Origin of the sequence: Allostreptomyces psammosilenae, from assembly GCF_013407765.1 — a bacterium.
In the GTDB taxonomy this organism is placed as follows: Bacteria; Actinomycetota; Actinomycetes; order Streptomycetales; family Streptomycetaceae; genus Allostreptomyces; species Allostreptomyces psammosilenae.
This window is the reverse complement of the sequence record NZ_JACBZD010000001.1, coordinates 2,812,369-2,837,393: the sequence shown is the minus strand read 5'-3', so window position 1 is coordinate 2,837,393 and position 25,025 is coordinate 2,812,369. Positions and strand designations below refer to the sequence as shown.

General features: G+C 75.4%; 20 protein-coding genes. 16 read left to right on the top strand and 4 right to left on the bottom strand.

The features are described from left to right. Positions 1-42: 42 nt before the first annotated feature. The gene (locus tag FHU37_RS11585) at positions 43-537 is read right to left on the bottom strand and encodes a MarR family winged helix-turn-helix transcriptional regulator (protein ID WP_218904010.1); all 495 of its coding nucleotides are present in this window, start codon (positions 535-537) and stop codon (positions 43-45) included. Positions 538-680: 143 nt separating this feature from the next. On the opposite strand from FHU37_RS11585, the gene FHU37_RS11580 reads away from it, so the two are divergent. The 4 genes from FHU37_RS11580 (at position 681) to FHU37_RS11565 (ending at position 5,023) form a co-directional block, all read left to right on the top strand. Next, positions 681-1,757 (top strand): NAD-dependent epimerase/dehydratase family protein, encoded by a 1,077-nt coding sequence (locus tag FHU37_RS11580; protein ID WP_179814114.1) that lies wholly within the window; start codon positions 681-683, stop codon positions 1,755-1,757. A gap of 187 nt (positions 1,758-1,944) precedes the next feature. Beyond that, positions 1,945-2,895 carry a DUF5819 family protein gene (locus FHU37_RS29300; RefSeq protein ID WP_179814113.1) on the top strand — a complete coding sequence of 317 codons (951 nt, stop codon included), beginning with the start codon at positions 1,945-1,947 and terminating at the stop codon, positions 2,893-2,895. Then, entirely contained in the window at positions 2,892-4,301 is a 1,410-nt protein-coding gene (locus FHU37_RS11570) for an HTTM domain-containing protein (RefSeq protein ID WP_179814112.1), read from the top strand. Before FHU37_RS29300 ends, FHU37_RS11570 begins: the two co-directional genes overlap by 4 nt. Before the next feature lie 128 nt (positions 4,302-4,429). Continuing rightward, positions 4,430-5,023, top strand: a complete 594-nt coding sequence (locus FHU37_RS11565) for a TrmH family RNA methyltransferase (protein WP_312892760.1) — start codon at positions 4,430-4,432, stop codon at positions 5,021-5,023. Between the two features lie 150 nt (positions 5,024-5,173). Here the strand turns inward: FHU37_RS11565 and FHU37_RS11560 are convergent, their stop codons facing one another. After that, on the bottom strand, positions 5,174-5,641 hold the full coding sequence (locus FHU37_RS11560; RefSeq protein WP_179816201.1) for an Lrp/AsnC family transcriptional regulator: 468 nt from the start codon (positions 5,639-5,641) through the stop codon (positions 5,174-5,176). 687 nt (positions 5,642-6,328) lie between these two features. Further along, a complete protein-coding gene (locus FHU37_RS11555; RefSeq protein WP_179814110.1) occupies positions 6,329-6,778 on the bottom strand; it encodes an SPW repeat protein in 450 nt (149 codons plus the stop codon). 160 nt (positions 6,779-6,938) lie between these two features. Here FHU37_RS11555 and FHU37_RS11550 point away from each other — a divergent pair, with 160 nt between their 5' ends. Next, positions 6,939-7,844, top strand: coding sequence for an NAD(P)H-binding protein (locus FHU37_RS11550; RefSeq protein WP_179814109.1), 906 nt, complete (start codon positions 6,939-6,941; stop codon positions 7,842-7,844). Between the two features lie 268 nt (positions 7,845-8,112). Here the strand turns inward: FHU37_RS11550 and FHU37_RS11545 are convergent, their stop codons facing one another. Next, entirely contained in the window at positions 8,113-8,505 is a 393-nt protein-coding gene (locus tag FHU37_RS11545; protein ID WP_179814108.1) for an NUDIX hydrolase, read from the bottom strand. Positions 8,506-8,902: 397 nt separating this feature from the next. Between FHU37_RS11545 and FHU37_RS11540 the strand changes: the two genes are divergently transcribed. From FHU37_RS11540 to FHU37_RS11490, 11 genes are all read left to right on the top strand, one after another. After that, the gene (locus FHU37_RS11540; RefSeq protein ID WP_179814107.1) at positions 8,903-9,874 is read left to right on the top strand and encodes an NTP transferase domain-containing protein; all 972 of its coding nucleotides are present in this window, start codon (positions 8,903-8,905) and stop codon (positions 9,872-9,874) included. After that, the gene (locus FHU37_RS11535) at positions 9,871-11,280 is read left to right on the top strand and encodes a molybdopterin molybdotransferase MoeA (RefSeq protein WP_179814106.1); all 1,410 of its coding nucleotides are present in this window, start codon (positions 9,871-9,873) and stop codon (positions 11,278-11,280) included. The genes FHU37_RS11540 and FHU37_RS11535 overlap by 4 nt, the downstream gene beginning before the upstream one ends. A 275-nt stretch (positions 11,281-11,555) precedes the next feature. Next, positions 11,556-12,488, top strand: a complete 933-nt coding sequence (locus FHU37_RS11530; protein ID WP_376774023.1) for a potassium channel family protein — start codon at positions 11,556-11,558, stop codon at positions 12,486-12,488. A 55-nt stretch (positions 12,489-12,543) separates the two neighbouring features. Beyond that, positions 12,544-13,536, top strand: a complete 993-nt coding sequence (locus FHU37_RS11525; protein WP_179814105.1) for an NAD(P)H-quinone oxidoreductase — start codon at positions 12,544-12,546, stop codon at positions 13,534-13,536. Between the two features lie 214 nt (positions 13,537-13,750). Continuing rightward, entirely contained in the window at positions 13,751-15,208 is a 1,458-nt protein-coding gene (locus FHU37_RS11520) for an MFS transporter (protein ID WP_179814104.1), read from the top strand. A 116-nt stretch (positions 15,209-15,324) separates the two neighbouring features. Further along, entirely contained in the window at positions 15,325-17,502 is a 2,178-nt protein-coding gene (locus FHU37_RS11515; RefSeq protein ID WP_218904440.1) for a molybdopterin oxidoreductase family protein, read from the top strand. After that, positions 17,499-19,139 (top strand): FAD-dependent oxidoreductase, encoded by a 1,641-nt coding sequence (locus tag FHU37_RS11510; protein WP_179814103.1) that lies wholly within the window; start codon positions 17,499-17,501, stop codon positions 19,137-19,139. The genes FHU37_RS11515 and FHU37_RS11510 overlap by 4 nt, the downstream gene beginning before the upstream one ends. Further along, positions 19,136-21,757: a nitrite reductase large subunit NirB gene (nirB, locus tag FHU37_RS11505; protein WP_179814102.1), complete on the top strand. Its 2,622-nt coding sequence runs from the start codon at positions 19,136-19,138 to the stop codon at positions 21,755-21,757. The genes FHU37_RS11510 and nirB overlap by 4 nt, the downstream gene beginning before the upstream one ends. A 20-nt stretch (positions 21,758-21,777) precedes the next feature. Then, positions 21,778-22,176: a nitrite reductase small subunit NirD gene (gene nirD / locus FHU37_RS11500; RefSeq protein WP_179814101.1), complete on the top strand. Its 399-nt coding sequence runs from the start codon at positions 21,778-21,780 to the stop codon at positions 22,174-22,176. Positions 22,177-22,558: 382 nt separating this feature from the next. After that, entirely contained in the window at positions 22,559-23,929 is a 1,371-nt protein-coding gene (locus tag FHU37_RS11495) for a uroporphyrinogen-III synthase (RefSeq protein ID WP_179814100.1), read from the top strand. Beyond that, the gene (locus FHU37_RS11490; protein WP_179814099.1) at positions 23,926-24,846 is read left to right on the top strand and encodes a sirohydrochlorin chelatase; all 921 of its coding nucleotides are present in this window, start codon (positions 23,926-23,928) and stop codon (positions 24,844-24,846) included. The genes FHU37_RS11495 and FHU37_RS11490 overlap by 4 nt, the downstream gene beginning before the upstream one ends. Positions 24,847-25,025 lie beyond the last annotated feature (179 nt).

Sequence of the window (25,025 nt, the reverse complement as noted above, 5' to 3'; positions counted from 1 at the left end):
TCGTTCCCCGACTTCCGCCGGGGTCCGAGCGGTTTCAGCCGCTCAGCACAGCGGCTGGCCCTCGTAGCCGCCCAGCAGCGTCTCGGTGGCGCTGTCCAGCGTGGCGCGCTCGGCCTCGCTCAGCGGCGCGAAGATCTGCGCCTCGGCCTTCGCCACCCGCCGGTAGCCCTCCCTGAGCAGGTCCTGCCCGGCGTCGGTGAGGACGATCACGTGCCGCCGGCGGTCCTCCGGGTTGCGCTCCCGCCGGGCCAGGCCGAGCTTCTCCAGGTCGTCGATCAGGCCCACCATGACGTTGGGGTCGATGCCCAGCGTCCGGCTGACCTCCTGCTGGGAGAGCGTCGCGTCCGCGGCGAGCGTCGCCAGCACGTTGAAGTGGCGCGGCCTGATGCCGAGCGGCGCCAGCGCCGTCTCGGCGATCCGCATCATCAGCTCGCCGACCTTGATCAGCCGGTACGCCGTGCGGGCGCGCAGGGGAGAACCGCCCCGGTCGTCCAAGCCCGTGACGGACCGCTCCTCCGCCTTCGCACGTGTCGTCATGGAAACAGGGTAGTTCACGTGTAGAGCATGCGGAACATACAGTCGTTGCGAAAGATCGTACGTCGCCAATACGATGGGTCTCGGTGACCGCTGGTCACGGAACCGGCGGCGCGAGGCCGCCGCACCCCCAAGGAGGCACGGCCGTGAGCCCTTCGACGCCCGCCCAAACGCCGGTCGCGCCCAGTAGTTCCCTGGTGACGGGCGCCACCGGGCTGCTGGGCAGCAACATCGTCCGTGCTCTGCTGGAGCGGGGCGCCGAGCGGGTCACCGCCGTCGTCCGCGACCCCGCCCGCGCCCGGGACCTGCTCCCCGACGACCCCCGGCTGAAGCTCGTCGCCGGCGACGTCAACGACATCGACGGCTTCCGCGACGAGCTGAGCGACCTCGACGCCGTCTTCCACTGCGCCGCCTACTTCCGCGAGTACTACCAGCCCGCCGCCGACACGGCACTGCTGATGCGCACCAACGTCGACGCCGTGGAGAAGCTGCTGCACGCCTCGGCCAAGGCCGGCGTGCGGGTGCTGGTACACACCAGCTCCACCGGGGCCCTCTCCACCACCGCCGGCACCGGCCCGCTCGACGAGGACACCCCCAACGTCCGGCCCGGGCACGAGAACGCCTACCAGGACAGCAAGGCGCGCTCGGAGGAGGTCATCGCCCGGTTCCTGCAGACCGAGGACCGGCTGCGCGTCCCGATCGTCAACCCCGCCTGGATGTGGGGCCCCGGCGACGCCGCGCCCACCTCCGCCGGCCGGCTCTTCCTGGCGATCGCCGGCGGCACCATGCGGGCGCTGCCCAGCGCCGGCAACCACGCGGTGGACGCCCGCGACGTCGCCGACGGCTGCCTGCGCGCCGCCGAGGTGGGCGTCTCCGGCCGGCGCTACGTCTTCGGCGGCCGCTTCGTCACCATGGAGGAGCTGGCCACCGCCATCGACGCGGCCACCGGCTGCGGCGTGCCGCGCGTCCTGCCGGCACGGGTGGTGCTGGCCGCGGCGGGACTCATGGAGTTCCGCGGCCGGATCACCAACACCACGCCGGTGGCCACCCGGGCGGGCGTGCGCACCCTGATCGAGGGCACCAAGCGCCGGGTCTCCTCCGCCCGCGTGGAGCGCGAGCTGGGGATCACCTTCCGCCCGTTCAAGGAGACCATCACCGACCTCGCCGACTGGTACCGCGAGCACGGCTTCCTGAACGGGGGCGCGGGAACCGCCGCCCGCTGACCACCCCCCTCCCGCACGGCTGCCCGCCTCCCACCGCCCCCGCCCGCCCGGTACGGCCGACGCCACGCCTCGCGCGCACGGCGTCCGGTCACTAGGTTGGGCTCGGCAACCGGCCGAGCCCGACCGCACACGGAGTCGAGGCGTTCGATGGGCCGGGTCGAGGACACGCGATCGCGGGAGTGACGGGGTGGCACCCAAGGACGACGGGGAGACCGGGCAGGGCCCGGTCTCCCCGGCAGCTCAGCACACCGAGCCGGGCCCCGGCGGCCCGGAGCAGCGGGAGGACGGCGACCGGGCCACCGACACGGTGAACGTCCCGGCGCCCCGTGCGCGGGAGCCCTGGCCCAGGACCGGGGCCGAGGGCGGCGGCCCGGCGACCGGCGCCGCCACCGGCGCGGCACCGGAAGCGGAACCGCCGACGCCCGGATCCGGGACCACCGGCACCCCGCCGGCCCCGTCGGCCGAGCAGGCCGCCGGACCCGCGCCCGAGGCCGCGGCGCCCGCCCAGCCGGTCCTCACCGCCCGGCTGAGCCTGCCCTCGCTCATCGTGCTGTCGGTCGCCGCGGCGGCGCTGGCCGTCGCCACCTGCGCCCACCTGTTCGCCGTCTTCCTCCACGTGGCGCCCAGCAACACCGCCTCCGAGCGGTTCCAGGAGCCGGTGGACGACTGGATATACCCGGAGTTCGAGCAGAACTGGCGGCTGTTCGCGCCCAACCCGCTCCAGCAGGACGTCGCCGTGCACGCCCGGGTCCGCGTCGTCGACGAGCAGGGCGACAGCGAGATCAGCGGATGGGTGGACCTCACCCAGCGGGACGTCGACAACATCCGCGGCAGCCTGGTGCCCAGCCACGTCGACCTGAACATCCTGCGGCGGGCGTGGTCCTTCTACACCGGCAACCACGACGCCGAGACCGAGGAGGGCACCGGCCCCCGCTCGCGGACCGCCGAGGACTACATGCGCCGGATCGCCGCCCAGCGGTTCGGCGAGACCGTCAACGGCGGACGCGTCGTCGAGATCCAGCTGCGCGGCGCCACCACGCCCATCCCCGCGCCGCCGTGGACCTCGGAGCAGATCGACACCACCACCCAGTACCGGGAACTGCCCTGGTGGCCGGTGTCCGAGGAGGACTACCGTTGAGCGCCGACAACCGCCCGCTGACCGCCCGCGCCTCCGCCGCCGTGGGGCGCGGCATCGGCCGCTTCATGGGCGAGACCCTCGCGCCGTACCAGTCCGCCGTGGTGCGCATCGGCGTGTCCCTGACCATGACGCTCTTCCTGATCAGGGAGTGGCCGCACCGCAACGAGCTCTACGGCCCCAGCAGCCCCTGGGGCTTCGAGCTGGCCCAGCGCACCATCGCCGGCAACGACGCCTTCACCCTGCTGATCTGGAGCGACAGCCAGCTCTGGTTCGAGCTGGTCTACCACCTGGCGCTGGTCGCCAGCGTGCTGATGCTGCTCGGCTGGCACACCCGGGCCAGCTCGGTGCTGTTCATGATCGGCGTGCTCTCGTTGCAGAACCGCAGCGTCTTCATGGGCGACGGCGGCGACAACGTGCTGCACCTGATGGCCATCTACCTGGTGCTCACCCGCTGTGGACGGGTGTGGTCGCTGGACTCCCGGCGCGCCCGGCGGGCCGCCGAGCGCCGCGAGGCCGGCAAGACGGCCGGGCTGGCCGGGACGGCGCCGGCCGGCGGGTTCGACGACGACCTGCCCGGACTGATGCTCTGGGTGCTCCTCGCCGTGGCCTTCGCGGCCACCGCCGCCACCGGCCTCGCCCAGATGACCTGGCCGTGGGCCGCCTTCTTCGCGGTCCTGCTCGCCGCCCAGGCGCTGTGGCGGGTCAGCGCGGCGCCCCGGCTGGCCGAGCTGCGCACCGTGCTCGACTCGCTGGCGTCGATGGTGCACAACAGCGCGATGTTCGTGATCGCCGTCGAGGTCTGCGTCATCTACGCCACCGCCGGGCTGTACAAGGTCCAGGGCTCGCGCTGGCAGGACGGCACCGCCGTCTGGTACCCGATGCACCTGGACTACTTCTCGCCCTGGCCGGCGCTGTCCGAGCTGGTCGGCAGCAACTGGCTGCTGGTCTTCGTGGCCTCCTACGCCACCGTGCTGCTCCAGGCCGCGTTCCCGCTGGCGCTGCTCAACCGGCGGGCGAAGAACGTGCTGCTGGTGCTGCTGATGGGCGAGCACCTGGGCATCGCCGTGCTGATGGGCCTGCCGTTCTTCTCCATGGCGATGCTCGCGGTCGACCTGGTCTTCCTGCCCACGGCGTGGCTGCTGGCCGTGGACCGGTTCCTGCCGGCGCGCTGCCGGGCGCTGTGGGACCGACTGGGCGGCCGGCGGGCCGAGGCCCCGGCGGGGGCGCCCAAGGCGGCCCCGGGCGGGCCGGCGGCGGCCACCGGCACCGGACCGGCCGCCCCGGCGCTCCCCGGCCAGCGCTCCGGCGCGGAGGGTCCGGGCGCCTCCGGGGCTTCGGACGGCGGTGCCGGCGGCGTGGGCCGGGGAGCCGGCGCGGAGCCGTCGATCGCTACCCTCGATCGGTGACCCGGTACGACGACGACGCGACGCCCACCGACCCCACCGCCCCCGGCCACGGCGCCCCGGGCGGAGCCGCCCTCGGCGGCGAGCCGCAGTTCGGCGACCAGTACGACGACGCCGACGCGGAGCGGACGGTGGGCGTCGGCCCGCACCCGGAGCCGTGGCCGACCGATCCCCGCTACGACCCCGAACTGCTGGCCTCCGGGGACCGCCGCAACGTCGTCGACCGGTACCGCTACTGGCGGCGGGAGGCGATCGTCGCCGACCTCGACACCCGGCGGCACGGGTTCCACGTCGCCGTGGAGAACTGGCAGCACGACTTCAACATCGGCTCGGTGGTGCGCACCGCGAACGCCTTCCTGGCGGCCCAGGTGCACATCGTGGGGCGCCGCCGCTGGAACCGTCGCGGGGCGATGGTCACCGACCGCTACCAGCACGTGCGGCACCATCCGGACGTGGCCGCGCTGGCCGCCTGGGCGGAGCGGGAGGGCCTGCCGATCGTCGGCATCGACAACCTGCCGGGCGCCGTGCCGCTGGAGCGGACGACCCTGCCGCGCCGCTGCGTGCTGCTGTTCGGGCAGGAGGGCCCGGGCCTGACCGAGGAGGCGTGGCGGCATTCCGAGCGGGTCTGCTCGATCGCCCAGTTCGGCTCGACCCGGTCGATCAACGCGGGCGCGGCGGCGGCCATTGCCATGCACACCTGGATCCGCCAGCACGCGGACGTCTGAGCCGGGATCCGGAAGGGGACTCGGCGGTGTGAGCCCGGGGCGACGCTGGCCCGGGCTCCCACGGCCCGTCCGACTCGCCGGGTCCCCGGCGGGTCGGCTGGTTCCGGCGGCCGTCCGGCTCCGCCACTGCGCGGAACGACGGCCGCCGGCTCACAGCACCGGCGGCACCGGCCGGCGGTCGGTCTCGTCGAACACGAGCAGGGTGTGGGTGTCGAGCACCTCGGGCATCGACTGGATGCGGCCCAGCACCAGCTCCCGCAGCTCCCGGTTGTCCACGGTGCGGACCAGGAGCAGCACGTCGAAGTCCCCGCTGACCAGCGCCATGTGCTCGACGCAGTTCAGCGCGGACAGCCGGCGGCGCAGCGTGCGCCAGGAGTGCTGGACGATGCGCAGGGTCAGGTACGCCGACGTCCCCATGCCGGCGCGTTCGTGGTCGATGAGTGCGGTGAAGCCGCGGATGATGCCGTCCTCGGTCATCCGCGAGATCCGGGCGTAGGCGTTGGCACGGGAGATGTGGGCCCGCTCGGCCACGCCGCGCACCGACATCCGTCCGTCGTCCTGGAGGAGCCGGAGGATGACCCCGTCGATGCGGTCCAGCGGCCGGGGCGCCCGGTCCATCGCGTCTTCGTGGTGCGTTCTGCCGTGGTGGACGTCGTTGGCGCCGGAGATGTCGCCCTGTCCGCCGATGTCGGTGTGTCCCCCGATGCTCTCGTGTTCCGTCGCCGAACCGGGGTTCGGCACTCTCCTGACCAGGTGTTCCGCGGTCATCTGCCCCCGCCTCCTCGTACCGGTGAACGGCCGTAGCGTGTGGGCCGCGGGCGGAGGTGCTGCCCGCGGTGTTCGTCCCGGTGACGCCGCCCCCGCGCTCGTGGCCGGTCCTGCCGTGGTGACGGCGGTGCCGGCGGTGAGCGGTCGTGTGTTGCCTGGTGTGCGCTGCGTGAACCTGTGGGGGAGTGCGTCACGTTGTGCTGTGCACTGTCGTATACCGCCTTAGTGTGTCCGGCGGAGGACCCAAATGACCGTTTGTGACCGATCCGGTACCAGCGGGAAGCCGAATGAGAACAGAGACGTTTCTTCACGGGGTGGTGCGGGTGGCCGATACGTGCCGGTAACCGGGAGTTGATGGCGTGTCAGCCGTCTCCGGCCCGGTTCCCACGCGACGAGGCGGGCCCGCCGCCTCCCTCGTGCGGGGAGACGACGGGCCCGCCGTGGCCGGTTGCGCCCCGGCCCGTTGTCGTGGCCGGCCGGCGGTTCCGGTCGGCCCGGAGTCGGTCCACCCGGGCCGGTCGGCCCCGACCGGGTGGGTCAGCGGCTCCGCTTGCGGCCGCGCATCAGCCCCATGGCCGCTGTGGCGAGGCCGAGCAGGGCCGCCAACGCCCCGGTGATCACGTTGTTCACCACCGTGCGGGTCGTCGAGACGTCTCCGGCCACCAGCCAGGGGGAGACGATCATCCACGCGCCCAGGAGCGCGGCGGCCCAACCGAGGCCGTGCGTGCGCTCGAAGGCGCCGGCGAAGCCCAGCGCGAGGACGGTGTAGGCGATCCCGACGACCAGGTTGCTGATCGCCAGCCGGTTGAGTCCCTCGAAGCCCACCACCCACGGGGAGATGGCCATCCAGATGCCGGTCAGCAGGGTGAGGCCCTGCAAGGCCTGGCTAGCGGGCGATCGCCCGAACCGCTCGGCCGGGGACTGCGCGTGCGCGTGAAGCCCCACCAGGTCCGGGTGCTGTTCGATGCCTGGTTGCTGAGTTGCCATGCTGATCACTTCCTCTAGGAGCACCGATACCAGCATGCCCCTTTTGGGTGATATGTGCAGTCCGGGATGCTTTGTCGCCTCGGTTTTCCGTCCGCCTTGACCTCAACGCTTGTTGAGGTCTCACGATGGTCGCCCTGGCATCACGGCACGACCGAGGAGGATGACCGTGCGCGACGAGATTCTGGTGACCGGGGCGACCGGGCACGTCGGCGGCAGCGTCCTGGCGCAGCTGGCCGGCGCGGGGGTGCGGGTCCGCGCCCTGGCGCGTGACCCCGACCGCCTCGCCCGCCGCCTGGCCGGCGGCCTGGCCGACGGCCTTGGCGACGGCGCCGCCGGGTCGGCCGGCGTGCGGATCGTCCAGGGCGACCTCGCCGACGCCGACGCCCTGGCGCGGGCCGTGGACGGCGTGGCCGCCGTCTTCCTGATGTGGCCCTTCCCCACGGCGGAGGCGGCACCGGCCGTGGTGGAGGTGATCCGCGAGCACGTCGGGCGCGTCGTGCTGCTCTCCTCGGCCGCCGTCGACGACCGGCTGGCGGAGCAGGACAACCCGATCGGCCGGGTGCACGCCGAGGTGGAGCGGCCGATCGTCGACTCCCCGCTGGAGTGGACCTTCCTGCGGCCCTACGCCTTCGCCACCAACACCCTGCAGTGGGCGCGGCAGATCCGCGCCGAGGGCGTGGTGCGGTGGGTGCACGGACACGCCGCGCCCTCGATGATCCACGAGCGGGACATCGCCGCCGTGGCCGTGCGGGCGCTGACCGAGGAGGGGCACGCCGGGCGGAAGTACGAACTGACCGGCTCGGCGCCGGTGACCCAGATCGAGCAGGTGCGCACCATCGGAGAGGTGATCGGCCGTCCGCTGCGCTGGGAGGAGATCCCGCGCGAGGCCGCCCGGGAACAACTGCTCGGCTGGCTCGGCCCGGACTACGCGGACGTCGTGCTGAACGGCTACGCCTGGACGGAGGCCAACCCCGGCCCGGTCACCACCACCGTCGAGGACCTCACCGGCCGCCCGGCCCGCTCCTTCCGCGAGTGGGCCGAGGACCACGCGGACGACTTCCGCTGAGCTGCACGCACGTCCCGGGGAGGCGTCGGCCGGCCGGCGCCCCCCCGGGACGGTCGGGGCCCCCGGGACGTGCGGCGTCACTGGATGGCTGGCCCCCCCCGGGACCGCCGGAGTTATCCACAGGCAGGAATTGGGGGGATGCGCTCCGTCATCACCGCATGGGATCCTGAAAGAGGGGGTCCCCCCAGAACACGCGGATGAGCAGGCGAACGAAATGGCATGCCCCTGACGTCGGCTGGGAGCATCCCCATCGAGGGCGTCCGGGGTGTCAGATTCCCGGCAGCACCCGCTCGAAGAACTCCCGGTCGCCGGCGAAGATCGGTTCCAGCGCCAGGTACTCCGCGACCGTGACCCACCGGGCCTCGCTCACCTCACCCGGGTCGAGCACCAGCTCGCCGGGGTCGATCCGCGCCGTCCACCAGTGCAGGCGGTAGCGTCCGTCGTCGGTCTGCGACTCCCACACCTTCGCCAGCGGGGCGACCCGCAGCCCCACCTCCTCGTGGACCTCGCGCACCAGGGCCTCCGCCTGCGTCTCCCCAGGCTCCAGCCTGCCGCTGAGCGGAGCCCAGTAGCCCGACCGCGTGGCCAGCGGACCCCGCCGGATGATCAGCACCCGGTCCTCTCGTCGCAGCACCGCGACGATCGCCTCTCGCTGCTCCACCCAGCACCTCCACCGTGTTGTCCGATCGAGTTGTCCACAGGTGAAAAAGGGGGGCTGTGGCCGGTTGACCCCGCGTGGGATCCTGAAGAAGGGGGTCTCGCGACCCCCCTACGGGGGGTTGGGGACCAGCCTGGAGTGGCTGGCTCCCCAGGTCTTCCCGTCCCGGGTGTGGTGTCAGCCGTCGCTGGGCGTGCCGCCCCGTTGCGGTGCCCGCCCTTCCCTCTGTCTGCCCCGCCGTGCCTCTCGGCTCACGGGCCGGCCCCGGTGCGCGCCCGCGCCCCTGGGGGTCCTCCGGACCTGCCCGCCGCTACCCGCCCGGAACAGTCGGGCACCGGACCCGAATGAACCGGGGTCCGGCGTGCGCCGCAACGCCCCGCGCGAGGCGGACAATGGCGCCATGGCAGGCGAGGCGGACTGGGACGCGGTGGTGCTGGCCGGTGGGGCGGCGCGCCGGCTCGGCGGGGTGGACAAGCCGGCGCTCACCGTCGGCGGCACCCCCATGCTGGACCGGGTGGTCGGCGCCGCGCGGGCCGCCGGCGCGCGACGCGTGGTCGTCGTCGGGCCGCGCCGCCCCACCGCCGACCCGGTGCGGTGGACCCGGGAGGATCCGCCGCTCGCCGGCCCGGTCGCCGCCCTGGCCGCCGGCCTGGAGCTGGCCGACGCGCCGCGGGTCGTGCTGCTGGCGGCCGACCTCCCCGAACTGGACGCCGCCGCGCTCCGCCTGCTGCTGGCCGAGCCGTGCCCGCCGGGCGTCGACGCCGTGCTCTTCACCGACGCGGACGGCCGCGACCAGCCGCTGACCGCCCTCTACGACGCACCCGCGCTGCGTCGGGCCCTGGCCCGGACGGCGGCGGCCCGCCCCGACGGCCTCGCCGGGGCCCCGCTGCGCGCGCTCACCGCCCACCTCGCGGTGCGCCGTGTCCCCGCGCCCGGCCGCGCCGTCCTCGACTGCGACACCTGGGAGGACCTGCGGGCCGCCCGGGCGTGGCGCGGCGCGGGGGAAGGCCGGCGCATCGGCCACCATGGTGGCGTGTTGGAGAACTGGACCGATAACGCCAAGAAGGCCCTCGCCATCGAGGAACTCGAGGTGGACATCCCGGGGGTGCTGGACCTCGCCAAGGTCGCGGCGCACGGAGTGGCCCGCCCCGCCGCCCCGCTGACCACCTTCCTCGTCGGCTACGCGCTCGCCAAGGCCGAGGCCGAGGCCAAGGCCAAGGCCGCCGACGCCGACGCAGGGTCCGTGGAGGGCGGCGCGGCGGCGGTGGACTTCGCCGAGCTGACCCGGCGCGTGGAGCGGCTGGTCGAGGAGTTCGGTGAGCGCCCCGGCCCCGGCGAGCGCCCCGGCCCCGGCGAGGGCGAGCCGCGGTGAGTCCGGGAGCCGCGGCCGGGGACGCCCCCGCCCCTGCCGACTCCCAGGGGCCCGCCTCCCACGGGCCGGACTCCCAGCAGCCCGCCCCCCAGGCGCCCGACTCCCCGGCGCCGAGCCATCCGGCCCGCCGGTGCTCCTTCGACGAGGCCCGGCGGCTGGCGGCGGCCGTCGCCCCGCTGCCGATCCGGGACGACCTGCCGCTGACCGCTGCCGTCGGGCACGTGCTGGCCCGCCCGCTGATGGCGCTCACCGACCTGCCGCCGTTCGACGCCGCCGCCATGGACGGCTGGGCGGTGGTCGGTGACGGCCCGTGGACGGTGGTCGGGCAGGTGCTCGCCGGCAGCCCGCCGCCGGAGCACCTCGGCCCCGGCCAGGCCGTGGGCATCGCCACCGGCGCCCGGATGCCCGTCGGCGCGACCGCGGTGCTGCGCCGCGAGCACGGCAGCACCGCCCCCGGCCCGCGGCCGGGCGCCGGGCCGGTGCTCACCCCCACGCCGGACGCCGTGCTCGCCCCGGGCCGGGACGTCCGGCCGCGCGGCCTGGAGTGCCGCACGGGGGACGAGCTGGTCCCCTCCGGCACGCCGATCACGCCCGCGCTGGTCGGCCTGGCCGCCGCCGCCGGGTACGACGCGCTGCCGGCCCATCCCCGCCCCACCGTGCAGTTGCTCGTCCTCGGCGACGAGCTCCTCACCGACGGCCTGCCGCGCGGCGGGCGCGTCCGGGACGCCCTCGGCCCGATGCTGCCGCCCTGGCTGGAGCGGCTCGGCGCGCGGGTGACCGGCTGCCGCGTGGTGGGCGACGACCTGCCGGCGTTGCGCGCCGCGCTGGAGGAGGCGACGGCCGACGTGGTGGTCACCACCGGCGGCACGGCCAGCGGCCCGGTGGACCACGTGCACCGCGCGCTGGAGCTGGTCGGCGGACGACTGGTGGTGGACGAGGTGATGGTGCGCCCGGGCCACCCGATGCTGCTGGCCCGCCTGCCCGGCCGGGGCCCGGACACCCAAGCCGGCGGCACCCAAGCCGGCGGCACCCAAGCCCGCGGGACCCAAGGAGAAGGCATCCCAACCCCCGGCACCCCAGCCCCCACCCGGCACCTGGTCGGCCTGCCGGGCAATCCGCTGGCCGCCGTCGCCGGGGTGGTCACCCTGCTGGCGCCGCTGCTGCGCGCCCTCGCCGGCAGCCCGGAGCCCGGCTCCTTCCCCGCCGAGGCCGCCGCCGACCTGCCCGGCCACCCGCACGACACCCGGCTGCTGCCGGTGGTGCTCTCCGAGTGGGGGGCGGCGCCCGTCGAGCACACCGGCCCTGGCATGCTTCGTGGGCTGGCGACCGCAGACGGGCTCGCCGTGGTCCCGGCGCCCGGCGCGCGCCGGGGAGACGTCGTGGAGATCATGGAGGTGCCGACCTGATGCCGGGCAGCAGACCCGAGACCACGGGCAGCAGACCCGAACCGGGCCCCCTCCCGCCACCGAAACGGGCCCGCCTGGAGGAGCACGAGGAGGAGACCCGGCTGCGGCGCCGGGCCGGCGCGCTGGGCCGGATGGCCCGGCTCGGCTTCTTCGGCGCCGAGGACACCAGCCCCGAGGCGGTCACCTTCCACGGCCACCGGGTGGAGCAGTCCTCGCAGATCGTCATCCCCAGGATCAGCCCGGGGCCGCTGCGGCAGGTGGTCCGCCGACTGGCCATGGCCATAGGGGTGCTGCTGTTCACGACGATAATCGTCTGGCTCGACCGCGACGGCTACAACGACAACGCCGGCGGCTCGCTGACCTTCGTCGACGCTCTCTACTACTCCACGGTCACCCTCTCCACCACCGGCTACGGCGACATCACCCCCGCCTCCGAGGCCGCCCGGCTGGTCAACATCTTCATCGTCACCCCCGCGCGGGTGCTCTTCCTGATCATCCTGGTCGGCACCACCCTGGAGGTGCTGACCGAACGCACCCGGGAGCAGTTCCGACTCTCCCGCTGGAGGTCCTCGTTGCGCGAGCACACCGTCATCGTCGGCTACGGCACCAAGGGCCGCTCGGCCGTGCAGACGCTGGTCAGCCGTGGCGTGCCGCACGAGGAGATCGTGGTGGTGGACCCGGACCCGCGGGTGATCGAGGGGGCGAACTCCGACGGCCTGGTCGGCGTGGTCGGCGACGCCACCCGCAGCGAGGTGCTGCGCCGCGCCGAGGTGCAGCGGGCCCGCCAGGTCGTGGTGACGGCGCACCGCGACGACACCGCCGTGCTGGTCACCCTCACCGCCCGGCAGCTCAACAAGCGGGCCACCGTGGTGGTGGCGGTACGCGAGGAGGAGAACGTGCCGCTGCTGCGGCAGTCCGGCGCCACCACGGTCGTCACCAGCTCCAGCGCGGCCGGCCGGCTGCTCGGCCTGTCGATGCTCTCCCCGCACGTCGGCCGGGTCATGGAGGACCTGCTCTCCTACGGCCAGGGCCTGGACCTGATGGAGCGCCCGGTGGTCAAGGCCGAGGTGGGCAAGGCGCCCCGGGAGCTGCCCGACCTGGTCGTCGCCGTGCTCCGCGGCCACCGCCTGCTCAACTACGACGACGCCGAACTCGGCGCCCTGCAGGCCGCCGACCGCCTCATCACCGTCCAGCGCGCCGAGGGCTAGCCCAGGCGGTGGCGCCGGACGGGTCAGCCGGCGTGGCCGGGGAAACAATGGCGGCATGCGAGCTGTCACGATCAAGGACATCCCCGGTCAGGAACGCCCCGCCGCCGACGCCCTGGTGCTCGGCACGGCGCCCGATCCGGTGCCGGCGCCGGACGAGGTGGTCGTCGAGGTGGCCGCGGCCGGGGTGAACCGCGCCGACCTGCTGCAGCGCCAGGGGCTGTACCCGGTGCCGCGCGGCGGGTCGCCGATCATGGGGCTGGAGGTATCCGGAACCATCGCCTCCGTCGGCCCCGAGGTCAGCGGCTGGTCGGTGGGCGAGCGGGTGTGCGCGCTGCTCACTGGCGGTGGCTACGCCGAGCGGGTGGCGGTGCCGGCGGGGCAGCTGCTGCCGGTCCCGGAGGGCCTGGACCTGGTCGAGGCCGCCGCCCTGCCGGAGACCGTCTGCACGGTGTGGTCCAACGTGTTCATGCTGGCGGCGCTGCGCCCCGGGGAGACGCTGCTGGTGCACGGCGGCGCCAGCGGGATCGGCACCACGGCGATCCAGCTGGGCAAGGCGGTCGGCGCCACCGTCGCGGTCACCGCCGGCAGCCCGGAGAAGCTCCAGCGCTGCGGGGAGCTCGGCGCCGACATCCTGATCAACTACCGCACGGAGGACTTCCCGGAGCGGGTGCGGGAGGAGACCGGCGGGGCCGGGGCCGACGTCGTCCTGGACATCATCGGCGCCAAGTACCTGGAGCGGAACATCGAGGCGCTGAACTTCGGCGGCCGGCTGGTGGTGATCGGCATGCAGGGCGGCCGGGTCGCCGAACTGGACCTGTCCAAGCTGCTGATGAAGCGCGCCGTGGTCGCCGCGACCTCGCTGCGCTCGCGCCCCCCGGAGGAGAAGGCGGCGATCGTGGCCGCGGTGCGCGAGCACGTCTGGCCGCTGATCGCCGACGGCCGCCTGAAGCCGGTCGTCTCCCGGACCTTCCCGCTGGCCGAGGCGGCCGGCGCGCACGCCCTGCTGGAGCGCGGCGAGGCCGTCGGCAAGGTGCTGTTGACGGTGTGATGACCTCCGGCGGCCGCTGACCGGCGCGTGGTACGCCCGCGTTGCGGTTCTGCTACGCGGTGGCTACGGCATGTCACGGCCGCCGGCTCCTCACACGGGGACGGGCGCGTGGATGAGTTACATGTTGCTCCCGCGTTACGCGCCGACACGGTCAGGTAATCCCGGGTCCTTAGCGTCGAAAGCCACCGACGCCAGACCCGAGGAGGCCGACGACATGACGTCGACGGACAGCGTTACCCCGGAAGGCGGCCGCCTGGCCGCCGAGCCGGCCACCTCACCGGTCACGGTGGAGTCGCAGCGTCGCGGCTCTCGCTGGATCGCCGACTGGGAGCCCGAGGACCCCGAGTTCTGGGAGTCCACCGGGCGCCGAATCGCCCGACGCAACCTCTACCACTCCGTCGTCGCCGAGCACTTCGGCTTCGCCGTGTGGAGCCTGTGGTCCGTCCTGGTCCTGTTCATGACGGCGGAGAACGGCTTCTCCGTCACCCCGGACGACAAGTTCCTGCTGGTCTCCATGGTCACGCTGGTCGGCGCCGTGCTGCGGCTGCCGTACAGCTTCGCCGTCGCCCGCTTCGGCGGACGCAACTGGACGGTCTTCAGCGCGCTGTCCCTGCTGGTGCCGACCGTCGCCGCCGCCCTGATGGTGCGCAACCCGGACGCCCCGCTGTGGGCGTTCACCCTGGTCGCCGTGCTCGCCGGCATCGGCGGCGGCAACTTCGCCTCCTCGATGACCAACATCAACCAGTTCTTCCCCGAGCGGGAGAAGGGCTGGGCGCTCGGCCTGAACGCCGGCGCCGGCAACCTGGGCGTCGCCGTGGTGCAGCTGGTCGGCCTGCTGGTGATCGCCGTCGCCGGCACCGCCTACCCGGAGATCGTGCCGGTCATCTTCCTGCCGTTCGTGCTGCTGGCCGGTTTCCTGGCCTGGCGCTACATGGACAACCTGGTCGCGGCCCGCACCAACTACTCCTCCTACCGGGCCGTGCTGCGCGACCGGCACTGCTGGCTGATCTCCTTCCTGTACATCGGCACCTTCGGCTCCTTCATCGGCTTCGGCTTCGCCTTCGGCCTGGTGCTGCAGAACGACTTCGGCCGCACGCCGCTCCAGGCGGCCTCGCTGACCTTCCTCGGCCCGCTGCTCGGCTCGTTCTCCCGCCCGCTGGGCGGCTCGCTGGCCGACCGGTTCGGCGGCGCCCGGGTCACCCTGTGGACCTTCGTCGCGATGGTGGCCGGCACCGGCGTGGTGCTGGCGGCGTCCTTCGTCGACTCGCTGCCGGTCTTCATCGCCGGCTTCATCGTGGTGTTCGTCCTCACCGGCATCGGCAACGGCTCCACCTACAAGATGATCCCGGGCATCTACGCGGCCCGCGCCGAGAGCGCCATCGGCGCCGGCGCCGACCCCGCCGCCGCCCGGGCCGAGGGCCGCCGCCGCTCCGGCGCGGTGATCGGCATCGCCGGGGCCGTCGGCGCCCTGGGCGGCATGCTGATCAACCTCACCTTCCGGGAGTCCTACAACCAGTTCGGCGACGCCACCGGCGCCATCGCCGCCTTCCTGGTCTACTACGTGGCCTGCATCGTGGTGACCAGCGTGGTCTACCTGCGCCGCCCCTCGTCCGGCACCGCCGGCGGCAGCGCCGTCCCGGCCCAGGCGCCCGCCGCCCACGAGGTGGTCTGACCGTGACCGCCCCCACCCGGCCCGCCCCGGCGCCGGCGCCGCACGCCGGCGCCGGGGCCCGGGAGGCCCAGGCCGCCACCGACACGCACTGCCCCTACTGCGCCCTCCAGTGCGCGATGACGCTCACGCCGAACCCGGCCGCGCGCCCCGGCGACCGCCCCACGCTGACCGTCACCCCCCGGCAGTTCCCCACCAACCGCGGCGGGCTGTGCCAGAAGGGCTGGACCTCCGCGACGGTCCTCACCGCCCCCGACCGGCTCACCACCCCGCTGGTGCGCGACACCAAGGGCGGCGAGCTGCGGCCGGCCGGGTGGGACGAGGCCCTCGACCTGGTCGCCGGCCGGCTGGGCGCGCTGCGCGCCGAGCGCGGCGCCGACTCCGTCGCCGTCTTCGGCAGCGGCGGCCTGACCAACGAGAAGGCCTACGCCCTCGGCAAGTTCGCCCGGGTGGCGCTGGGCACCTCGCAGATCGACTACAACGGCCGGTTCTGCATGTCCTCGGCCGCCGCCGCCGGCAACCGGGCCTTCGGCCTGGACCGCGGCCTGCCGTTCCCGGTCACCGACCTGGACACCTCCGACGTGGTGGTGCTGGTCGGCGCCAACCCGGCCGAGACCATGCCCCCGCTGATGGGGCACCTCAGCCACCCGCGGCTGGTCGTCGTCGACCCCCGCCGCACCGCCACCGCCGAGGCCGCCCTGGCCGCCGGCGGCATCCACCTGGCGCCCGCCCCCGGCACCGACCTGGCGCTCGCCCTCGGCCTGCTCCACCTCGCGCTCGTCGACGGCTACCTCGACACCGAGCGCCGCCGCGCGTACCGGGAGCGCCGCACCACCGGCTGGGACGCCGTCCGGCGCTCCGTGGCCAGCTGGTGGCCGGAGCGGGTGGAGCGGCTCACCGGTGTCGCCGTCGCCGACATGCGCCAGGCCGTGCACGCCCTGGCCACCGCCCGCCGCGCGCACATCCTCACCGGGCGCGGCGCCGAACAGCACGCCAAGGGCGTGGACACCGTCGCCGCCTGGATCAACCTCGCCCTCGCGCTCGGCCTACCCGGCCGCCCCGGCTCCGGCTACGGCTGCCTGACCGGCCAGGGCAACGGGCAGGGCGGGCGCGAGCACGGCCAGAAGGCCGACCAGCTCCCCGGCTACCGCTCGATCAGCGACGACGCGGCCCGCGCGCACGTCGCCGGGGTGTGGGGCGTGGATCCGGCCTCGCTGCCCGGGCCGGGCCGCAGCGCCACCGAGCTGCTCCAGGCCCTGGGCACCCAGGGCGGCCCCGCCGCCCTGCTGGTCTTCGGCTCCAACCCGGTGGTCTCCGCCCCGCGCAGCGGCCAGGTCGCCGAGCGGCTGGCCGCCCTCGACCTGCTGGTCGTCGCCGACTTCGTGCTCTCCGAGACCGCCCGGATGGCCGACGTGGTGCTGCCCGTCGCCCAGTGGGCGGAGGAGTCCGGCACCATGACCAACCTGGAGGGCCGGGTGCTGCGCCGCCGCCGCGCCCAGCTGCCCCCCGAGGGCGTCCGCACCGACCTGGAGGTGCTGGCGGGCCTGGCCACCCGGCTGGGCCGGCCGGCCGAGGACTTCCCCACCGACCCGGACGAGGTGCTGGCCGAGCTGCGCCGCGCCTCGGCCGGCGGCATCGCCGACTACTCGGGCGTCGAGGTGGAGCGCCTGGAGGCCGGCGAGGCCCTGCACTGGCCGGTGCCCGCGGCCGGCACCGGCACCGGCAGCACCGGCAGCACCGGCAGCACGGAGGGCGCCGAGGGCACGGAGGGCGCCGAGGGCGCGGGGGGCGGCGGCGTCCACCCCGGCACGCCCCGGCTGTTCCTGGACCGCTTCGCCCACCCCGACGGCCGGGCCCGCTTCCTGGTGGTGGAACACCGCGACGCGGCCGAGCTGCCGGACGCCGAGCACCCGCTGTACGCCACCACCGGCCGGCTGCTCCAGCACTACCAGTCCGGGGCGCAGACCCGGCGGGTGCCGGAGCTGGCCGCCGCCGCGCCGGAGGCCTTCGTCGAGGTCCACCCGGACACCGCCCGCCGCGCCGGCCTGGCGGAGGGCGCGCACGCCCGGGTGGTCTCCCGCCGCGGCGCCACCCTCGCCCGGGTCCGCTACGTGGAGTCCATGCGGCTGGACACCGTGTTCCTGCCGTTCCACTTCCCCGGCGAGCAGGCCGCCAACGCGCTGACCAACCCGGCCCTGGACCCGGTCAGCCGGATGCCCGAGTTCAAGGTGAGCGCCGTCCGGCTGGAGCCGGCCGGGCCGCCCCCGCGCACCGACGAGACGCAGGAGGCGTCATGACCGTACGGCAGTTCCCCCGGCACGGCAGGCTCTCCCACCAGGTGACGCCCCCGGCCCCGGCGGCCCGCCCCGAGCCGGTCCGCGTCGTCGTCGTCGGCAACGGCATGGTCGGCGCCCGGCTCGCCGAGGAGGTGCGCCGCCGCGACCCGTTCGCCGCCAGCGTCCAGCTCACCGTGGTCGGCGCCGAGCCCGGCCCCGCCTACAACCGGGTGCTGCTGCCGTCCGTCGTCGCCGGCACCATGGCCGAGGACGACATCGCCCTGCACCCCGAGGACTGGGCCCGCACCCACCACACCGACGTCCGCACCGGCGTGGCCGCCGTCTCCATCGACCGGACCGCCCGCACCGTCACCTGCGACGACGGCCAGACCCTGCGCTACGACACGCTCGTGCTGGCCACCGGCGCCAACGCCATCGTGCCGCCGGTGCCCGGCGTGCGCGCCGCCGACGGAACGCCGGGGGAGGGCGTCACCGTCCTGCGCACCCTCGACGACTGCCGGCGCCTCGCCGCCCTGGTCGACCGCGCCGCGGCCGAGCACGGCGGCATCGCGGTGATGGGCGGCGGCGTGCTCGGCCTGGAGGCCGCCCGCGCCCTCGCCTCCCGCGGCGTTCCGGTCACCGTCGTGCACCCCGCCGGCCACGTCATGGACCGCCAGCTCGACCCCGGCGCCGGCCGGGTGCTCGCCCGCTCGCTGGAGCGGGTCGGCGTCCGGCTGCGGCTCGGCGCCCTGGCCACCGCCTGGGACGCCGCCCGCGGCGTGCTCACCCTCGACGACGGCCACGAGCTGCACTGCACCGGCGTGCTGCTGTCCACCGGCGCCGCCCCGGAGACCCGACTGGCCAGCGAGGCCGGCCTGCGGGTGGAGGGCGGCATCGTCATCGACGACCGGCTGGCCACCTCCGACCCGGCCGTCGCCGCCATCGGCGACTGCGCCCGCCACCCCGACTCCCCGCCCGGACTCGTCCAGCCCGGCTGGGAGCAGGCCGCCGTCCTCGCCGACCGGCTCACCGGCACCGACCCCAAGGCCCGCTACCGCGGCAGCTCCCCGGTGACCCGGCTCAAGGCCAAGGGCATCGACCTGGCCTGCCTCGGCGACCCGCACGCCGAGGACGACGGCGAGTACGAGGTGGTCCGCCTGGAGGACCCCAGCCGCGAGCGGTACGCCAAGCTGGTGCTCCGCGACGACCAGGTCACCGGCGCCATCATGCTCGGCGTCCCGGACGCCGCCGCCGGCCTGGTGCAGCTGTACGACCGCGGCGCCCCGGCCCCCGCCGACCGCCTCGCCCTCCTCCTCGGCCGGGCCCTGCCGGCCGGCGCCGCCGGCGCCGACAGCCCCGCCCAGATGGACGACTCCGCGCTGGTCTGCCGCTGCAACACCGTCACCAAGGCCGCGCTGTGCGCCGCCTGGAAGGCCGGCGAGACCTCCGCCGACCAGCTGTGCAGCGCCACCCGTGCCGCGACCGGCTGCGGCGGCTGCCGCCCGGCCGTCGAGAAGATCGCCGCCTGGCTGGCCGAGACCGACGGCACCGACGCCACCCCCACCCCCTCGACGAGCGGCAACGACGCCGACGACGACGCCCCGAACCACCCCGCCGCTCCCGTTCCGGTACCGGCCATCGCTGGAGGATTCGCATGACCGAGCACCCCAACTCCCGATCCGAGGCCCCCCGCCACCTGGTGGTCGCCGGCCACGGCATGGTCGGCCACCGCCTCGTCGAGGCGCTGCGCTCCCGGGACACCGACGGGCAGTGGAACGTCACCGTGCTCTCCGAGGAGCCCCGCCCCGCCTACGACCGCGTCGCGCTCTCCTCCTACTTCGACGGCGCCGACGAGGCCGCGCTCCGCCTGCCCGACCTGGACGACGCCGTCGACCTGCGGCTCGGCGTGACCGCCACCGCCATCGACCGGGCCGGACGCACCGTCACCACCTCCACCGGCGAGACCCTGGGCTACGACGCGCTGGTCCTGGCCACCGGCTCCTACCCGTTCGTCCCGCCGCTGCCCGGCCACGACGCCGAGGGGTGCTTCGTCTACCGCACCCTGGAGGACCTCGACGCCATCCGCGCCGCCGCCCAGGCCGCGGCCGCCGGCGGCACCGGCCACGGCGTGGTCATCGGCGGCGGCCTGCTCGGCCTGGAGGCCGCCAACGCGCTCCGCCTGCTCGGCCTCACCCCGCACGTCATCGAGATGGCGCCGTGGCTGATGCCGATGCAGATCGACGAGGGCGGCGGCGCCCTGCTCGGCCGCATGATCAGCGAGCTTGGCGTCGAGATCCACTGCGGCACCGGCGTGGGCGGCGTGGAGGTGGAGGACGGCCGCGCCGTCGCCGTCACCCTCGCCGACGGCACCCGCATCCCCACCGACCTGGTGGTCTTCTCCGCCGGCGTCCGCCCCCGCGACCAGCTCGCCCGCGACGCCGGCCTGGCCGTCGGCGAGCGCGGCGGCGTCGTCGTCGACCTGGCCTGCCGCACCGAGGACGAGCACATCTGGGCCGTCGGCGAGGTCGCCTGCATCGAGGGCCGGGTCCTCGGTCTGGTCGGCCCGGGCAACGCCATGGCCGAGGTGGTCGCCGACCGCCTGCTCGGCGGCGAGGCCGTCTTCCCCGGCGCCGACACCTCCACCAAGCTCAAGCTGCTCGGCGTGGACGTGGCCAGCTTCGGCGACGCCAAGGCCACCACCCCCGGCGCCCTGGAGGTCGTGCTCAACGACCCGGTGAAGGGCACCTACTCCAAGCTGGTCGTCTCCGACGACGCCCGCACCCTGCTCGGCGGCATCCTGGTCGGCGACACCTCGAAGTACGCGCTGCTGCGCCCGCTCATCGGCAGCGAACTGCCCGCCGACCCGGCCGTGCTGCTCGCCCCCGAGGGCGCCGGCGGCGAGGGCGGCGGCATCGGCGTCGCCTCGCTGCCGGACAGCGCCCAGATCTGCTCGTGCAACGCCGTCACCAAGGGCGCCATCTGCACCGCCATCCACGAGGGCGCCGCCGACGTGCCGGCCATCAAGGCCTGCACCAAGGCCGGCACCTCCTGCGGCTCCTGCGTGCCGGCGCTCAAGCAGCTGCTGGCCGCCTCCGGCGTCGCCGTCTCCAAGGCGCTGTGCGAGCACTTCGACCAGTCCCGCAGCGAACTGTTCGAGATCGTCGCCGCCACCCGCATCACCACCTTCTCCGAGCTGGTCGCCCGCTACGGGCGCGGACGCGGCTGCGACGTCTGCAAGCCGGCGGTCGCCTCCATCCTGGCCTCCCAGGGCAACGGCCACATCCTCCAGGGCGAGCAGGCCTCCCTCCAGGACACCAACGACCGCTTCCTGGCCAACATGCAGCGCAACGGCACCTACTCGGTGGTGCCGCGCATCCCCGGCGGCGAGATCACCCCGGAGAAGCTGATCGTGATCGGCGAGGTCGCCCGCGACTTCGGCCTCTACACCAAGATCACCGGCGGCCAGCGGATCGACCTGTTCGGCGCCCGCCTGGAGCAGCTGCCGAAGATTTGGAAGCGCCTGGTCGACGCCGGCTTCGAGTCCGGCCACGCCTACGGCAAGTCGCTGCGCACCGTGAAGTCCTGCGTCGGCTCCACCTGGTGCCGCTACGGCGTGCAGGACTCCGTCGGCCTCGCCGTCGAGCTGGAGCTGCGCTACCGCGGCCTGCGCTCCCCGCACAAGATCAAGGCCGGCGTCTCCGGCTGCGCCCGGGAGTGCGCCGAGGCCCGCGGCAAGGACTTCGGCATCATCGCCACCGAGAAGGGCTGGAACCTCTACGTCGGCGGCAACGGCGGCTTCACCCCCCGCCACGCCGAACTGCTGCTCGCCGACGCCGACCACGCCACGCTGATCAAGGTCATCGACCGCTTCCTGATGTTCTACATCCGCACCGCGGACCGCCTCCAGCGCACCGCCGCCTGGATCGAGGCCATGGACGGCGGCCTGGACCACCTGCGCTCGGTGATCGTGGACGACTCCCTCGGCATCTGCGCCGACCTGGAGGAGGCCATGGCCAAGCACATCGCCGACTACACCGACGAGTGGAACGGGGTGCTCCAGGACCCGGAGAAGCTGGCCCGCTTCACCTCGTTCGTCAACGCCCCGGAGACCCCCGACCCGACGATCAGCTTCACCGTCGAGCGGGAGCAGCCGGTGCCCACCGCGCCGCGCCCGGTCGCCCTCGGCATGCCGTCGATCGGCGTCCCGGCCGCCACCGCCCCGTCCGCACCGGCCGCCACGCCCGCCCCGTCCGCCACCTCCGTCACCACCCGCTGAGCCCGGAAGGCAGCCCACGCATGACCATCACCTCTCCCGAGACCACCCACGGGACGGACGACGCGACCGGCTGGATCACCGTCTGCTCCCTGGCCGACCTCGCCCCCGAGCAGGGCCGCGCCGCCCTGCTGCCGGACGGCGCCCAGGTGGCGATCTTCCGCCTGCAGGACGACGCCCTCTACGCGCTCGGCAACATCGACCCGTTCTGGGGCGCGCCCGTCATGGCCCACGGCATCGTCGGCGACCGGGCCGGGGTGCCCACCGTGGCCACCCCGCTGCTGAAGCAGGTCTTCTCCCTGGAGACCGGCCAGTGCCTGGACGACCCGGCGGTCAGCCTGCCGGTCTACCCCATCGAGGTCGTCGAGGGGGCCGTGCGGATCGCCGTCCAGCCGAGCAGCAGAGCCGTCCCGTCGGCGTGAGCCGACCGGGGCCGCCCGTCGGCTCGCCCGAACCGTCCGCTGGTTCGGGCCGCCACCAGGTGACCCGTGCCCGCCCCGCCGGCCGGGGCGGGGCGGGCACGCCTCGCGGTCCGAGGGGAGAATGCGGGACACTTCCTCACAACAGCCCCGGTGGGTCTGTGCGGTCAGTGCGGCCCGCGCGGCCCGTGGCCCGCTGGGCCCTCCCGCGCCGCGGCCGTCCCCGGCCCGACGCCGTGCGGGGCGACGTCGCGAGGAGCAGGGGCCACTCCGCCGGGCACCCGGCGTCCCCTGGGAGGCAACCGTGTCCGCAAGGCCATCCACCGCAGGTTCCGATTCGGCCCACACGTCACCGGCCCCCACCGCGCACGAGGACCACGCCGCCATGAACGCCGCCAACGCCACGAACGCGAACGCCGACGCCGCCAGCGCCGGCGCGAACGCCACCCCCGCCGCGGAGCCGGCGGCCGCCGAGTCGGCCGCCGCCGCCACGGACTCGGCCGCCACCGCCGAGTCGGCCGCCGCCGCCGAGTCGACCGCAGCCGCCCAGTGCGGCCCACTGACCGGCTTCACCGTGGCCGTCACCGCCGCGCGCCGCGCCGACGAGCTCATCGCGCTGCTGGAGCGCCGCGGCGCCGACGTGCTGCGCGCCCCGGCGCTGCGCATCGTCCCGCTCGCCCACGACGCCGAACTGCACGCCGCCACCCGCGCCCTGATCGCCGACCCGCCGGACACCGTGGTCGCCACCACCGGCATCGGCTTCCGCGGCTGGATGGAGGCCGCCGACGGCTGGGGCGACGGCGAGGCCCTGCGCGCCGCCCTCGGCGGCGCCACCCTGCTGGCCCGCGGCCCCAAGGCGCGCGGCGCCATCCGCGCCGCCGGACTGACCGAGGAGTGGTCGCCGGCATCGGAGTCCTCCGCCGAGGTGCTGGACCGCCTCCTCGGCGAGGACCTCGCCGGCCGCCGGATCGCCGTGCAGATGCACGGCGAACCGCTCCCCGACTTCCTCGGGGCGCTGCGCGCCGCCGGCGCCCAGGTGCTGCCCGTCCCGGTGTACCGGTGGATCGGGCCGGCCGACACCGGACCGCTGGACCGGCTGATCGACGCCGTCATCGCCGGCTCGGTCAGCGCCGTCACCTTCACCAGCGCCCCGGCCGCCTCCGGGCTGCTGCTGCGCGCCCGCGAACTCGGGCGGGAGCAGGAGCTGGAGGAGGCGCTGCGCACCCGCACCGAGGTGCTCTGCGTCGGCCCGGTCACCGCGGCCCCGCTGCTGGCCCGGCGGATCCACACCACCTGGCCGGAACGGTTCCGCATCGGCGCGCTGGTCCGGCACGTCGTGGAGGTCCTGCCGCGGACCGCCGCCCGGCTGCCGGTCGGCGGCCACTGGCTGGAGGTGCGCGGCACCGTCTGCCTGGTGGACGGCGCGCCCCGCCCCGTCCCGCCCGGCCCGATGGCCGTGCTGCGCGAGCTGGCCCGCACGCCGGGCCGGGTCGTGCCGCGCTCCGAACTGCTGGCCGTGCTGCCCGGCGGCGGCTACGACGAGCACGCCGTGGAGGCGGCGGTGGCGCGGCTGCGGGCCGCGCTGGGCGCCCCGCGCGTCGTCCAGACGGTGGTCAAGCGCGGGTACCGGCTCGCCCTGGACACCGGCGACTGCGCCGCCCCGCCCGCCGCCCCCGCCACCACCCCGGCCCGGGCCGCCGTCCCCGCGCCCGGGGCCGAGACCGACATCACCCACGAACGGGGAGACACCGGATGACGACCGCGCTCTTCCCCCCGGCCCGCCTCGGCGCCGGCCGCCGCTCCATACCCTCCCGCCCCACCGTGCTGCTGGTCGCGCACGGCACCCGCCACCCCGGCGGCGCCCCGGTCGCCGAGGCGCTGGCCCGGGCCGTCGGCGAGCGCCACGGACTGCCGTGGCGGGTGGCCTACGTCGACGTGCACGGCCCGACGATCCCGGAGGCGCTGGCCGACGTGCCCGGCCCGGTCGTCGTCCTGCCGGCCTTCCTGGCCTCCGGCTACCACGTCCGGGTGGACATCCCCGAGCAACTCGCCCTGGCCGGCCGCCGCATCGCCGCCGGTGCCGCCCCTGCTACCGCTGCCGTGGGTAGTGCCGGTGGCGCCGTGCCCGGCGAGGGCGTGCCCGTCGGGGCTGTGCCGGTCGTCGGCGATTCAGTCTCCGGGGCAGTCTCCGGGGCGACCGACGCCCACGGTGGCACCGCCGTCGTCGCCGACGCCATCGGCCCCCACCCGCTGCTGCTGCGCACCCTGCGGGACCGGCTCCGCGAGGCCGGCGCCCGCCCCCGTGACGCCGTGGTGCTGGCCGCCGCCGGTTCCTCCGACCACTCCGCGCTGGCCGAGGTCGCCTCGGTGGCCGACGGCCTGGGCCGCCGGCTGGGCCGGCCCGTCCCGGTCGGCTACGCCGCCACCGCCACGCCGTCCGTCCCGGAAGCCGTCGCGCGGCTGCGCGAGGCCGGCGCCCGCCGGGTGTCGGTGGCGTCCTGGCTGCTCGCCCCCGGGCTGTTCGCCGACCGCCTGGCCGCCGCCGGCGCCGACGCCGTGGCCGCCCCGCTGGGCGACCACCGGGCCGTGGTCGACGTCCTCACCGAACGCCTCACCGCCGCCTGGGCCACCACCCGCGAGTTCCCCACCCCCGCCCTACGCTGCGCCGGCTGACCCCGGCCGCCGGAGGGCGGCGGGCCGGTGAGCCTCCGGCGCGGCACCGCCGCGCCGCGGGCCCCCGCCGGGACGGACGGGCCCCGGCAGCGCCGCCTGGGCAAACCCGCGGCGGCGCCGGCCAGGACCCCGGCCCTGCCGCGGGAAGGCGTGGGACCCACATGGCCTGGCGCGGCATG